The sequence below is a fragment of the Isoptericola sp. Y581 genome (assembly GCF_059445475.1).
In genome coordinates this window covers 637,133-649,674 of the sequence record NZ_JCAIUK010000001.1, presented here as the reverse complement: position 1 = coordinate 649,674, position 12,542 = coordinate 637,133, and the positions used below count along the sequence as shown (strand labels likewise).

The 12,542-nt window shown below is 73.8% G+C and carries 11 protein-coding genes; 3 read left to right on the top strand and 8 right to left on the bottom strand.

The features are described 5' to 3' along the window. Window positions 1-16: 16 nt before the first annotated feature. The 3 genes from AC1C2W_RS02900 to AC1C2W_RS02890 are packed head-to-tail and all read right to left on the bottom strand — an operon-like array spanning window position 17 to window position 2,678. Entirely contained in the window at window positions 17-547 is a 531-nt protein-coding gene (locus AC1C2W_RS02900) for a DUF6912 family protein (protein ID WP_495412325.1), read from the bottom strand. A 56-nt stretch (window positions 548-603) separates the two neighbouring features. Continuing rightward, window positions 604-2,016, bottom strand: a complete 1,413-nt coding sequence (locus tag AC1C2W_RS02895; protein ID WP_495412324.1) for a CpaE/TadZ family protein — start codon at window positions 2,014-2,016, stop codon at window positions 604-606. Beyond that, entirely contained in the window at window positions 2,016-2,678 is a 663-nt protein-coding gene (locus tag AC1C2W_RS02890; protein ID WP_495412323.1) for a hypothetical protein, read from the bottom strand. The genes AC1C2W_RS02895 and AC1C2W_RS02890 overlap by 1 nt, the downstream gene beginning before the upstream one ends. Before the next feature lie 131 nt (window positions 2,679-2,809). Between AC1C2W_RS02890 and AC1C2W_RS02885 the strand changes: the two genes are divergently transcribed. After that, entirely contained in the window at window positions 2,810-3,019 is a 210-nt protein-coding gene (locus AC1C2W_RS02885) for a helix-turn-helix domain-containing protein (RefSeq protein WP_495387873.1), read from the top strand. Between the two features lie 39 nt (window positions 3,020-3,058). On the opposite strand, the gene AC1C2W_RS02880 is transcribed toward AC1C2W_RS02885, so the two are convergent. Beyond that, window positions 3,059-3,607, bottom strand: coding sequence for a hypothetical protein (locus tag AC1C2W_RS02880; protein WP_495412322.1), 549 nt, complete (start codon window positions 3,605-3,607; stop codon window positions 3,059-3,061). Between the two features lie 158 nt (window positions 3,608-3,765). Between AC1C2W_RS02880 and AC1C2W_RS02875 the strand changes: the two genes are divergently transcribed. Together AC1C2W_RS02875 and AC1C2W_RS02870 are read left to right on the top strand one after the other, a co-directional pair. Then, the gene (locus tag AC1C2W_RS02875) at window positions 3,766-4,701 is read left to right on the top strand and encodes a LysM peptidoglycan-binding domain-containing protein (protein WP_495412321.1); all 936 of its coding nucleotides are present in this window, start codon (window positions 3,766-3,768) and stop codon (window positions 4,699-4,701) included. 42 nt (window positions 4,702-4,743) lie between these two features. Beyond that, window positions 4,744-5,439 (top strand): Rv3235 family protein, encoded by a 696-nt coding sequence (locus tag AC1C2W_RS02870; RefSeq protein WP_495412320.1) that lies wholly within the window; start codon window positions 4,744-4,746, stop codon window positions 5,437-5,439. Window positions 5,440-5,487: 48 nt separating this feature from the next. On the opposite strand, the gene secA is transcribed toward AC1C2W_RS02870, so the two are convergent. The 4 genes from secA to hpf all read right to left on the bottom strand — a co-directional run bounded on the left by secA (window position 5,488) and on the right by hpf (window position 12,521). Then, window positions 5,488-8,457, bottom strand: coding sequence for a preprotein translocase subunit SecA (gene secA, locus AC1C2W_RS02865; RefSeq protein ID WP_495412319.1), 2,970 nt, complete (start codon window positions 8,455-8,457; stop codon window positions 5,488-5,490). 187 nt (window positions 8,458-8,644) lie between these two features. Continuing rightward, complete coding sequence (locus AC1C2W_RS02860) at window positions 8,645-10,270, bottom strand: cation:proton antiporter domain-containing protein (protein ID WP_495387878.1); 1,626 nt, start codon at window positions 10,268-10,270, stop codon at window positions 8,645-8,647. Window positions 10,271-10,365: 95 nt separating this feature from the next. After that, window positions 10,366-11,649, bottom strand: a complete 1,284-nt coding sequence (locus AC1C2W_RS02855; protein WP_495387879.1) for a winged helix-turn-helix domain-containing protein — start codon at window positions 11,647-11,649, stop codon at window positions 10,366-10,368. Window positions 11,650-11,864: 215 nt separating this feature from the next. After that, window positions 11,865-12,521 carry a ribosome hibernation-promoting factor, HPF/YfiA family gene (gene hpf, locus AC1C2W_RS02850; protein ID WP_495387880.1) on the bottom strand — a complete coding sequence of 219 codons (657 nt, stop codon included), beginning with the start codon at window positions 12,519-12,521 and terminating at the stop codon, window positions 11,865-11,867. Window positions 12,522-12,542: the final 21 nt, after the last annotated feature.

Sequence of the window (12,542 nt, the reverse complement as noted above, 5' to 3'; positions counted from 1 at the left end):
ATCCCACCCACAGCGGTCAGGGGCGGGGGATCTGGGAGATCTCGGTCGGGTCGTACCAGAGCAGGTCGCGGTCGGTGACGCGCTGCAGGGCCGCGTCCAGCGCCTCGTCGGACGCCGAACCCACGTCGCCGACACGCTCGGCGTCGTTCTCCTCGTCGGCGGCGGTGAGCACCGCGCGCAGGTCCGCGGCGGCTTCGGGCTCGTCGACGTGCACGGCGACGATCACGACGTCCGGGAGTGCGGCGACGTCGACCGCGCTCGGCTCCTCGGCGTCCGCCGCCGTCACGGCATCGTCCGACACCTCCAGCGAGACGACGACGCGCAGCGGCGGCACGTCGCGCCGCGCGGCCACCAGGGCCAGCGAGTCGTCCGCGGCGGCGAGGAACGCCTCGTACTCGCGGCTCTCCTCGTCCTCGTCGCTCAGCTCCCGCACGAGCGCCGGCGTGACGGCGTGCGCCCGGCGGGCGGGGACGTCCCAGCGCGCTCCCCTGGCGCCGACGACGGCCTGCTCGAGCTCGTCCAGGGTGGCGGGTACGTAGATGCGCATGGGCACAGTCTGCCGCCATACGGCCGCGGGCGGCGCCGCCTCGCGCGGCGCCTCGCTCAAGAGGTCGCCGCGACCGGCGCCATGGCCGACGCCGTGGCCGGCACGGCCACCGACTCCCGCACGAAGTCGGCGAGCGCCTCGAACGCGAGGCGGGCCGGCGAGGCGGGCGAGTGCTCCGCGAGGGTGCGCCCTGCCAGCGACGCCGCGTCGAGCGCCGCGCCGTCATCCGGCACGAGGTGCGCGTGGTCGACCCCCGCGTAGCGGGAGAGCGCGTCGCGCACGGCCGCCTCCGGCTGCGCGCCCACGGCCGACGACCGCACCCGGTTCGCGACCACGACCCGCTCGGCGGCGACGGGCACCGGCACCTCGCGCAGATCCTCGAGGCCACGCACGAGCCGCTGGATGCCCACGGGGTCGGCCGCACCGACCGCCACGACGACGTCCGCCGCCTGCAGCGCGGCCAGGGTGGCCGCGTTCCGCTGCGGCGCGTGCGTGTCGTACATCAGCAGCTCGTCGGTCTCGAGCACCGGGCCGCAGTCGACGACCGTCCAGTCCGCGAGCTCACGGGCGCGCTCCAGCACCACCTCGACGGCGCTCGAGGGCAGCTCGGGCCACCGTGACGCCCGCGTGATCCCGGTCAGCACGCGCACCCCGCCGCTCACCACCGGGCTGTGCCTGGCCAGCGTGGGCAGGTCGAGCATCCCTTGCCCGGCCGCCCGGGACACGGCCGCGAGGCCCGGCGCGTCGTCGAGCAGGCCCAGGCGGGGCGCCACAGAGGCGCCGTACGTGTCCGCGTCGACGAGCAGCACGTTCTCCGCCGGCCGCACCCCGGCGGCGGCGCGGCGCCCCCGGCCGTGCCGCCGGCCGGCACGGGGACCGAGCCCGCCGAGCGCGGCGGCGAGCTCGATCGCCGTCGTCGTCCGCCCCGGTGCGCCGACGGGGCCCCACACCACGATCACGCGGCCACGGCGGGGCGCAGCATCGTCGGCATCGTCGGCATCGTCGAGCATCCGGGCGTCGGCGAGGCCCGGGTCGCCGTCGAGCTCGGGCGCAGCGCCGTGGCCCAGCACGAGGTCGGCAGCTGCCGGGCTCCCTGCCGCTCCCGCGGGCGCGCGCACGGGTGTGGCGTCCCGTACCGCCGCCAGCACGACGGCCTCGTCGTACCGCTCGACCACCGAGTCGACGTCGAGGGCGTGCAGCCGGGCGGTCGGCAGCACGCCGTCGCCGAGCGCGACCACGCGCACCCCGGCCGCGTGCAGCCTCCCCACGACCTCGCGGTCCAGTCCCGGCAGGTCGGCCGAGATCAGCGCGACCGCACCGGCACCCGCGGCGGCCGCAGCCAGGAGCTCCGCGACGTCACCGCAGCGGCGCGTGACGGTGGCCCCGGACCCGGGCGTCCCCAGCGCGACGACGACGTCGCTCTCGGCCGCCCCGCGCACCGCGCACAGCACGGTGACGCTCGCGCCCATCAGACGCCGGTCCCGGCCCGCGGCACCACCGTGACGGTCCCGGGGCTCGCCAGCGCGCTCAGGACGGCGGGCAGGTCTTCGGTGCCGACCAGCACGTGCAGGGTGGCGCCGTCCGCCACCACGAGCCCCGTGCCCGCCTCGTCGACCTGCTCCACGACGACGCCGCTCACGATCGGCGCCGGCTCCGCTGCCGCGACCCCCCTGCCCGCGGCCGCCTCGGGTGCCGACCACAGGTCCACGACGGCGCCGGCCGCCACGCGGGCCGACATCGCCTGGTCCACCGGCACGGCGACCGACCGGACGTCGACGTCCGCGGCGTCGCCCAGCGCCGACCGCGCCACGAGCTCGCCGTCGTCGACCACACGCAGCGCCACGAGCTCGTCGGGCAGCTCCTGATCGGCTCGCAGGTACATCTCGGTGCCGGAGTCGATCCGCAGGTCGACGGTGCGCAGCTGCGCCGGGTCCACCGGCTCCCCCGGCGTGAGGGTGCCGTCGGCCGCGTACACGGGCACGGTGCGCCCGGCGGACGAGACCGCCCAGGAACCGAGGGCCACGGAGGCCGCGACGATGACGACGCCGACGACGAGGCGCGGGTCGCGCCAGGTGGGGCGGCGCAGCCGGGCGGCCACGGGTGCCGGCAGAGGGTCGGTGCTCACGGACATCCTCCGGAGGTTCGAAGATCGAGGGCGCAGCGTCGCGCCGGAACCTATCATCCGGGATCCCTCGTGTGCTTTCGACCACCCCTGTGGACAAACCGGGTCATCAGCGGTCATCGCTGTGTCAGAATGCCCGTATGACCAGCCGGTTCCTTTCCCTCGCAGACGTGCAGGAGATGCTCAACATCTCCAGCACGCAGGCGTACTCCCTGGTGCGCTCGGGCGAGCTGCCCGCCATCCAGGTGGGGCCCAAGAAGGTGTGGCGGGTCGAGACCAGCAAGCTCGAGGAGTACATCGAGCACCAGTACGCCCGCACCCGCGAGCGGATCTCGTCGGGCGACCTCTGAACCGTCCGACCCCCGAGCCGTCCCCGTCTCGCGTGAGCCTCACGCCTCGCTGACGCGCAGCAGCGCGGTGAACGGCACGGTCCGCACGACGGGCCGCGCCCGCTCGGCCTCCTCGACGTCGAGGTGGTCGGCCCCGACCCGGGCGATACGGCCCGTCACCCCGCCCGCCGCGGTACGCACCAGCACGCGGGCCCGGTCACGCTGCAGCCCGCGCAGCACGTGCCCCAGCCCGAGGCCGTCGGTCCTGGCGCGCGAGGGCGTCGCATGGCGCCCCAGCCCGACGACGGCCGCCAGGGCCGGCAGCGGCACAAGGTGCTGCACCCGTCCCCGCGCGCCGTGCCCGTCGAGCAGCACCCAGGCGTGCGCCACCCGGGCGAGCCGGCCCTCCACGCCCTCGCCGTCCAGCAGCTCGAACCGCACCGCCGCGCCGGTCGCCGCGCGCAGGCGGTCCACCAGCGGGATCGATGCCTGCTCGGCGCGCGTCAGCTCGGCGACGGTGCCCTCCCGCGCCACGGCCTCCTCCGCCTCGAACCGCGCCTCGAGATCGGCGAACAGCAGCTCCCACCTGGCCGGACCCATGCCCGTCATGCAGCCCCCTCGTCACGTACGTCAGTGCCCACAGGATGCCCAGGTAGACAGACCCGGCACCAGTCCGCTTCAATAACGTGACCAGAGCACATCAACAGCCATCAAACGACATCATCGAGAGTGATCGACGGCGGATGGCCGGGGACGAAGGAGACCTGATGTCCGGCAGCATCGAGCGACGGCGGCGCGGCGCGCGACACTCCGCGATCCCTCGCGGTGCCAGTCCCCGACCCCACAGCGGGCTCGGCCGCCTGGCCCTCCTGACCCTGACCGGCGGCGTCGCCGCGGCCGCGCTGCTGCTGCGGGTCGGCGCCGTCGCCCCCCGCTCGGCATGGGGCGTCACCGCGGTGCCGGTCGATCTCTGGGTCGAGCTCGCGGTGCTCGCCGCGGGGCTCGTCGCCGCGGCATGGCTCGCGCTGAGCGGGGCGATCGCGCTCGGATGCGTCGTCGCGTCGCGGCTCGGACGCCGGTGGCGGGCGGGCGAGGCCGCCGTCGAGCGCATCGCCCCCGCCGCCGTCCGGCGCCTCGTGCGCTCCGCCGTCGGGGTGGGCGTGGGAACGGGCCTCGCTCTCGCCCCGACGGTCGCGCTCGCGGCCGACGTCTCCCCCACCCAGCCCGCCACCGACGACGCCTCCGTGGTGCTGGACCTCGGGTGGCAGTCCACGTCCTCCGGCCCCGCAGCGACGGATACCGGGACGACGGATACCGGGACGACCGGCGACGGGAATGCCGGCGACGGGAATGCCGCGGACGTGCCGGCGGCGGCGGCCGAGCCGTTGGTGACGTCGACAGAACAGCCGACGCCCGCCATCGAGCCCGCCGAGACAAACGTCGCGGAGGACGTGGCCGTCTCTCCGGTCACGCGCACCGCCGCCGGCACGTCCGAGGGCGCGGACGACGACGCCGACGACGACACGCACGTCGTCCTGCGCGGCGACACGCTGTGGGAGATCGCGTCCCGAGCCCTCGGGGGAGATCCCACCGACGCCGAGATCCTGCGCGAGGTGACCCGATGGCACGAGGCCAACCGCGACGTCATCGGCGCGGACCCCGACCGCATCCTGCCCGGCCAGATCCTGCACACCCCCGCCTGACGGCGCGCGGCCCACGAGAACTTGCACCCACCGGAGGGCACCATGACCGCGACGACGACGACCGCGACGAGCACCCCTGCACCGACCGCCACGACACCGATCGCCACCACACCCGGCAACGCCCCGTCGCCCACTGGCGCGGACCCCGCGCGCGACGACCTCGACCGGGACGGGCACGTCGACGCCCGCGACGACGTGGGACGCGACAAGACGCGGGTGCTTCGGCCACTGCGCGTCACGGGGACCCCTCGTCCGCAGGGCCCGGCCGGCTACCCCGCAGCGGACACCCGGCCGGGGCCGGGCGTGCGGCGCGTGCGGGTCGGCGCCCCGGGGGTGCGGCGGCCCGTGGGCGACGACGAGGACGCGGAGCCTCGCCCGTTGCGGGAGCAGGCCCCGGAGCTGCTGCCCGACCCGACCGCGCAGTGCTGCGCGGTGGTGCGTGCCGCCGTCGAGGTGCTGCGGGGTGAGCGCCCTGCCGCGCACCTCGCCCGCTGGGTCACGCCGCAGGTGCGCGACCAGCTCGCCGAGCGGGCCAGGATCGGGCTCGCGCACGGCACCGGGCACGCTCGCGGGCACAACCTCCCGGTCCAGGTGCGGCGCGTGCGCCTCGTCCGGCTGGGCGACGACGTCGCCGAGGCCACCGTGGTGCTCGACGACGACGGCCGCGTGCGGGCCGCCGCCGTCCGGCTGGAGGCGCGCCGTGGGGCCTGGCGCGTCGCCGTCCTCGAGATCGGCTGATGCCGAGAGAGAGGACCCCGATCGGGGGTTCTCTCTCTCGGCATCAGGTCACTCGTTGACGCCGTGGCACACCTTGTACTTCTTGCCCGAGCCGCAGGGGCACTGGGCGTTGCGCGGCGTGCCGGGGAAGGTGCGGCCGTCGCTGGTGGCCGCCGTCGCCTCGCCGTGCAGGTCTCGGCGGGACCGGCGCGTGCCGCTGCCGGCCACCGACGCCGAGCCGTCCTCGCTCGGCGCCGAGTACTGGAGGCGCTGGGGCGCGGGGGCGTCCAGCCCCTTCGCCAGCAGCACGGGCTCCTCGTCCCGGGAAGCGGCCCGGGACGCCGCCGGCTCCGCCTGAGCTGCGGCGGGCTCCGCCGCCTCGGGCTCGGGCTCGGCGACGACCGGCTCAGTCGGGACGGGCCCTGTCGCCGGGCGCCCGCCCTCCGCGGCGCCACCAGCCGTCACCTGGCCGGCGCCGGACTGGGCGACGGCGGCGGCGCTCGCGGCGGAGATCACCGGGCCGCCGTCCGCGCCCGGCTGCTGCACCTGGACCTCGAGGTTGAACAGGAAGCCGACCGACTCCTCCTTGATGGCCTCGGTCATGGCCTGGAAGAGCTGGAAACCCTCGCGCTGGTACTCGACCAGGGGGTCGCGCTGCGCCATCGCGCGCAGCCCGATGCCCTCCTTGAGGTAGTCCATCTCATACAGGTGCTCGCGCCACTTGCGGTCCAGCACCGAGAGCACGACTCGCCGCTCGAGCTGACGCAGGGCGGACTCGCCGAGCGACTCCTCGCGCGCCTCGTACGCCACGCGCGCGTCCGACAGCAGCTCCTCGAGGATCATCTCGTGGGTCAGCCGGCCGACGCCGCCAGCCTCCTCGACGACGTCCTCGGGCGTGATCGACACCGGGTACACGGACTTCAGCGCCGTCCACAGCGCGTCGAGGTCCCAGGACTCGGGGTTGCCCACGGTGGTGGCGCCCTCGACGTAGGCCGTGATGACGTCGGTGAGGAAGTGCTGCACCTGCTCCTGCAGGTCCTCGCCCTCGAGCACGCGCTTGCGCTCGGCGTAGATGACGGAGCGCTGGCGGGCCAGGACGTCGTCGTACTTGAGCACGTTCTTGCGGATCTCGAAGTTGCGTGCCTCGACCTGCGACTGCGCGCTCTGGATGCCGCGCGTCACCATCTTCGACTCGAGCGGCATGTCGTCCGGGAACCCGGCGCGGTCCATCATCGAGGACGCCAGGCCGGAGTTGAACAGGCGCATCAGGTCGTCCTGCATCGACAGGTAGAACCGCGACTCGCCGGGGTCGCCCTGACGGCCGGAGCGGCCGCGCAGCTGGTTGTCGATGCGGCGCGACTCGTGCCGCTCCGTGCCCAGCACGTACAGCCCGCCGAGCTCGACGACCTCGATGTGCTCGGCCGCCACCGACTCCTCGGCCTTGGCCAGGACGTCGGGCCACGCGGCCTCGTAGGCGTCCGCGTCCTCGGCGGCGTCGAGCCCCTGGTCGGACATCGCGGCCACCGCGGTGAACTCGGCGTTGCCGCCGAGCATGATGTCGGTGCCTCGGCCGGCCATGTTGGTCGCGACGGTGACGGCACCCTTGCGGCCCGCCTGCGCCACGACCGCGGCCTCGCGCTCGTGCTCCTTCGCGTTGAGCACGCTGTGCGGCACCCCCGCACGCTTGAGCAGATCCGACAGCAGCTCGGACTTCTCGACGCTCGTGGTGCCGACCAGGACGGGCTGGCCCTTGGCGTGCCGCTCGACGATGTCGGCGACGACGGCGCCGAACTTGCCGTCCTCGTTCTTGTAGACCAGGTCGGCCTGGTCCATGCGGATCATCGGCTTGTTCGTCGGGATCGGCACGACGCCCAGCTTGTAGGTGCCCAGGAACTCCGCGGCCTCGGTCTCGGCCGTACCGGTCATGCCAGCGAGCTTGTCGTACAGCCGGAAGTAGTTCTGGAGGGTGATCGTGGCGAGCGTCTGATTCTCCGCCTTGATCTGCACGCCCTCCTTGGCCTCGATGGCCTGGTGCATGCCCTCGTTGTAGCGGCGGCCGGCCAGGATTCGGCCGGTGTGCTCGTCCACGATCATGACCTCGCCGTTGAGCACGACATAGTCCTTGTCGCGCTTGAACAGCTCCTTGGCCTTGATGGCGTTGTTGAGGAAGCCGATGAGCGGGGTGTTGAGCGACTCGTACAGGTTGTCGATGCCGAGGTAGTCCTCGATCTTCTCGATGCCCGGCTCGAGCACGCCGACGGTCTTCTTCTTCTCGTCCACCTCGTAGTCGGTGTCGACGGTCAGCCGCCGCACGACCTTGGCGAACTCCGTGTACCAGCGGTTGGCGTCGCCCGACGCCGGGCCGGAGATGATCAGCGGCGTGCGGGCCTCGTCGATGAGGATGGAGTCCACCTCGTCGACGATGGCGAAGTGGTGCCCGCGCTGCACCAGGTCGTCCGGCGACCAGGCCATGTTGTCGCGCAGGTAGTCGAAGCCGAACTCGTTGTTCGTGCCGTAGGTGATGTCCGCGGCGTACTGCTGACGACGCTCGTCGGGCGTCTGGCCGGACAGGATGACGCCTGTGGTCAGTCCGAGGAATCGGAAGACGCGGCCCATGAGGTCGCCCTGGTACTTGGCGAGGAAGTCGTTGGTGGTGATGACGTGCACGCCCTTGCCCTCGAGGGCGTTGAGGTAGGCCGCCGTCGTCGCGACCAGGGTCTTGCCCTCACCGGTCTTCATCTCGGCGATGTTGCCGAGGTGCAGGGCCGCGCCGCCCATGAGCTGCACGTCGAAGTGCCGCTGCCCGAGCGTGCGCCGGGCGGCCTCCCGCACGGCCGCGAACACCTCGGGGAGCAGCTCGTCGAGCGTCGCGCCATGCTCGAGCCGCTCCTTGAAACGGTCCGTCTCCTCGTGCAGCTCGGCGTCGCTGAGCTCCGTGAAGCTGGGCTCGAGGCGGTTGACCTGCTCGGCCAGGCTGATGAGCTTCTTGAGGATCCGGCCCTCGCCGAAACGCAGGACCTTCTCGAGGATCGCAGGCACGCAGTACTCCAGGGTCGGTGGCGCCCCGGGGATGGCCGGGACCGAGCGGTGCGACGTGCAGCGACGAACAACGGCTGGCGCACTGATCATCACTCGTCCGCGCCGTCGCCTGGGTCACACGGTCACACCCGGTCCATCCTAGGCCGAGTACATGAGATCCCGGCGCGGGTTCGCGACGGACGAACGGTCAAGGGCCCGGGTCGGCCCCGGTCCCGGCCGCCGGCCCGGCCCCGCGCCCGGGGGCGAGATCGCTCACCGCCCGGTCGGCCAGCTCCGCCCCCGCAGCGCCGTACAGGTGGAACACGGCGTCCGCGCCGTGCCGGCGCAGCTCGGCCACGTCCTCGTCGAACCGGGCGATCGCCGCCACCCGGCCGTCGAACCCCGCCGCACGCAGGCGCGAGAGGGCGATGAGGTTCGCGTTGTGGAACGGCATCGCGAGCACGGCCAGCCGCACCCGGCCGGCGTGCTTGACCCGCGCCCAGAACTCGGTGTCCGTCGCATCCGCGGAGATCACGTCGACGTCCTCCGCGCGCAGCGTCTGCACGCGGGTCCGGTCGTGCTCCACGCCGATCACCGTGAGCCCGTACGCGTCGCGCAACCGGCGGTAGGTCGCCGAGCCGACCCGGCCGAGGCCCAGCACCACGGCGTCCGCCTCGCCCACGTCCACGGGCCGGTCGTCGGGATGCAGCCGCGCGACGTCGCGTCGGGGCAGCAGACCGGTCAGCCGGGAGGCGAGCTCGACGCCGCGACGGTTGACCACCGAGGAGATGACGAAGCTCCCCGCGACGGCCAGCGACACGATCACGGTCCACTCCTCGTCGAGCAGCCCGGCGGAGGCGCCGAACGCGACCACGATGATGCCGAACTCGGAGAAGTTGCCCAGCGCGAGGCCGGCGAGGAACGACGTACGCCGCCGCAGGCGCATGAGCCACAAGAGCATGGCGTACACCGCGACCTGTAGCGGCAGCATCAGCAGGAGCAGCGCCGCGAGGGCGACGTCGAAGCCGCCGGGGATGCCGTGCAGCCCGATCTGGAGGAAGAACGCCACCAGCGCGAGGTCCTTGACCGTCAACAGGGAGCGGGAGAGCTCCGTGGCCCGCGGGTGCCCGGCGAGCAGCGCCCCCATGACCAGCGCCCCCAGGTCCCCCGACAGTCCGACGACCTCGAACAGCCAGAAGCCGGGCACCAGGGCGACGAACGCCCCGAACAGCGCCTGCAGCTCGCCGTGCCCGGCACGGTCCCACACCCGGCGCAGCAGCCATGCGGCGGGCACGAGCGCGACCAGCGCGAGCGCCCACGGGCTGGGCGGCTCCCCCGTCGACACCGCGAGGAAGACCACCGCGACGACGTCCTGCACCACGAGCACGCCCACGGCGATGCGCCCGTAGAGCGCCGTGGTGTCCGACCGGTCCTCGAGCACCTTGACGACGAACACCGTCGACGAGAACGACAGCGCGAGGCCGACCAGCGCCAACGACCCGAGCGACTCGTCGGCGAGCATGCCGAGCCCCACCACGGCCAGCAGCCCGAGGAACCCGACCGCCACCGCGACGCTCAGGACCAGGTGCACCACCGTGGTGAGCCAGACCTCCGGGCGCAGCAGGGACCGGGCGTCGAGCTTCAGCCCGATCGCGAACAGCAGCAGCGCCACCCCGAGCTCAGCGACCATCTCCAGCCCGGGCAGCTCGGCGGCACCCGACGCCCCGAGCACGAAGCCGGCGGCGAGGAAGCCGACCAGCGGCGGCAGCCGCACGAGCGTCGCCCCCAGGCCGCCGACCAGCGCGGCGGCAAGGTACAGCACTGCCGTGGGCATCGGCGCTCCTGATCTGCTTCCTGACGGGCTCGGGCCCGACCTGCTCTGGACGGGTGTCGCGGCGATCCTACGAGGGCGCCGGGCGCCCAGCAGGTTCAGGCGGCACGCAGCGCGCCTTCCAGGGCGGGCGCCAGCACCCCGAAGGGAGCCACCGCCGTGGCCTCCAGGCCGAGCCAGCCCGCGAGGACGTCGAGCTCCGCGCCGAGGGCGGCGGCGGTGTCCGGGCCCGCGTGGGCGGTGGGGTGGGCCGCCTGGACGCGCAGCACGCCGGCCTGGCGGTCCGCCTTGAGGTCGACGAACGCCGTGATCGCGTCCCCCTCGAGGAACGGCAGCGCGTAGTAGCCGAGCACCCGCTTCGGCGCCGGCACGTAGATCTCGATCCGGTAGTAGACGTCGAAGAGCGCCTCGAGGCGCCGCCGCTCCCACACGAGCGGGTCGAACGGGCTGAGCAGCGTGCACGCCTCGGCCCGGCGCGGGAGCGACGCGTCCCGGTGCCGGTAGGTGCGCTCGTCCCAGCCACGGACCTCGACGGGCACCAGCGTGCCCTCCTCGACCAGCTCGGCGTGGGCGCGGCGGACCGCCGGGCCGCGCAGGCGGAAGTAGTCGGCGAAGCAGCGCAGGGTGCCCACGCCGTGCGCGCGGGCGCCGAGCTCGAGCAGCCGGCGCACGGCGTCGTCGTCGGGCACGGGCGCCTGGGCCCGGACGGCGGGCGGCAGCACCCGCTCGGGCAGGTCGTAGCAGCGCTCGAACGCGGAGTTGCGGCGCGCCGACATGACCTCGCCCGTGAAGAACAGGAACTCGAGGCAACGCTTGGCCATCGTCCAGTTCCAGCCCCACTCCTCGCGGGAGCGCGGCCCGGAATGCCCGGCCGCCACGAGCTCGTCGTGGATCTCCCGGGCGGTCACGGGCCCGCGCTCGGCGACGAGGTGGCGCACGACGTCGAGCTCGGCGGCGTGCGCGAGAGCCGCGCCGGCGATCGTGCCCCAGGCCTCGTCCAGGTAGTTGCGCCGACGCCACTCGAGCAGCGGGTACGTCTGGGCGGGCACGAACGACGCGACGTGCGCCCACGTCTCGACGATCCGCCGGGGCGCACGCCCGGACGCCCGGTCGAGCAGGCCCACGTCGTACGGCCCGAGCCGCGAGTACAGCGGCACGAGGTGAGCGCGCGCCAGCACGTTGACCGAGTCGATCTGCAGCAGGTTCAGCCGCTCCACGGCCGCCATCGCGCGCCGCATCGTCACGCCGCCGTCAGCACCGGCAGCAGCACCAGCAGCAGCGGCGCCGTCGGCCAAGCCCCTCGGAGTACCGGGCCGCGGCCGATGCAGGCCCTGGGCCCCGAGTGCGACGCGGCGGGCCTGCGCGAGCGAGAGGGAGTCCACCCGAGCATCGTGCCCGCCACCACCGACAGCTCCTCGCGGGTCGAGCCTGCCGAGACCCGATGAGGACTTGCTCCGCGGGGACGTATCACTCCCGAAGTGGAGGGCGCCCGTGAACGCGTCCCCGCGGAGAAAGTCCCGACCAGCTCGGCCGCACCGTGGTCTCGACAAGCTCGACCGACGAAGGTCTCGACATGCTCGACCAGCGAGCTATGACGTCACGTCAGCTCGGTCACCGGCTCCACTCCCCCGACGGTCGAGTCCAGCTCGATCACGCCGTACGTCCAGCCCCTGCGCCGGTAGACGGCCGAGGGGCGCGCGGTCTCCTTGTCGATGAAGAGGAAGAAGTCGTGACCCACCATCTCCATCTGGTAGACCGCGTCGTCGACGGTCATCGGCTCCGCGTGGTGGAGCTTGCGCCGGATGACCACCGGCGAGTCGCCGAGCTGCTGCTCGACCGCGTCGCCGGGCTCGGCGAGAGCGACGGGCGCCGCCTGCGTGGCGGGCTCGGCCGCGACCGCGTCGTAGGGGCGGACGTCGACGGACGGGAGGACGCCGTTCGCGCGGCGGCGGTGGTCCTTGCGGCGGTCGCGCGCTCGGCGCAACCGTTCCGTGAGCTTGTCCAACGCCATGTCGAGGGCTCCGAACCGGTCGTCCGCTGCGGCCTCCGCACGGATCACCGGCCCCTTGTCACGGACGGTGAGCTCCACCCGCTCCCGGACCTCGGAGAGCCGCGGGTTGTTCTCGCGCGTCACCTCCACATCCACCCGACGGGCGGCCGGTGCGAGCTGGGTGACCTTGCTCAGCTTGTCCTCCACGTGACGGCGGAACCGGTCCGCCACCTCCGTGTGCCTGCCGACGACGACGATCTCCATCGTGTTTGCTCCACTTCGTCG

Bases quoted from the DNA above. Each gene is read 5' to 3' on its own strand.
- AC1C2W_RS02890 (WP_495412323.1), bottom strand. From the start codon at position 2,678: ATGTCCGTGAGCACCGACCCTCTGCCGGCACCCGTGGCCGCCCGGCTG.
- AC1C2W_RS02870 (WP_495412320.1), top strand. From the start codon at position 4,744: ATGACCGCGACGACGACGACCGCGACGAGCACCCCTGCACCGACCGCC.
- AC1C2W_RS02885 (WP_495387873.1), top strand. From the start codon at position 2,810: ATGACCAGCCGGTTCCTTTCCCTCGCAGACGTGCAGGAGATGCTCAAC.
- hpf (WP_495387880.1), bottom strand. From the start codon at position 12,521: ATGGAGATCGTCGTCGTCGGCAGGCACACGGAGGTGGCGGACCGGTTC.
- AC1C2W_RS02900 (WP_495412325.1), bottom strand. From the start codon at position 547: ATGCGCATCTACGTACCCGCCACCCTGGACGAGCTCGAGCAGGCCGTC.
- AC1C2W_RS02860 (WP_495387878.1), bottom strand. From the start codon at position 10,270: ATGCCCACGGCAGTGCTGTACCTTGCCGCCGCGCTGGTCGGCGGCCTG.
- AC1C2W_RS02880 (WP_495412322.1), bottom strand. From the start codon at position 3,607: ATGACGGGCATGGGTCCGGCCAGGTGGGAGCTGCTGTTCGCCGATCTC.
- AC1C2W_RS02895 (WP_495412324.1), bottom strand. From the start codon at position 2,016: ATGGGCGCGAGCGTCACCGTGCTGTGCGCGGTGCGCGGGGCGGCCGAG.
- AC1C2W_RS02875 (WP_495412321.1), top strand. From the start codon at position 3,766: ATGTCCGGCAGCATCGAGCGACGGCGGCGCGGCGCGCGACACTCCGCG.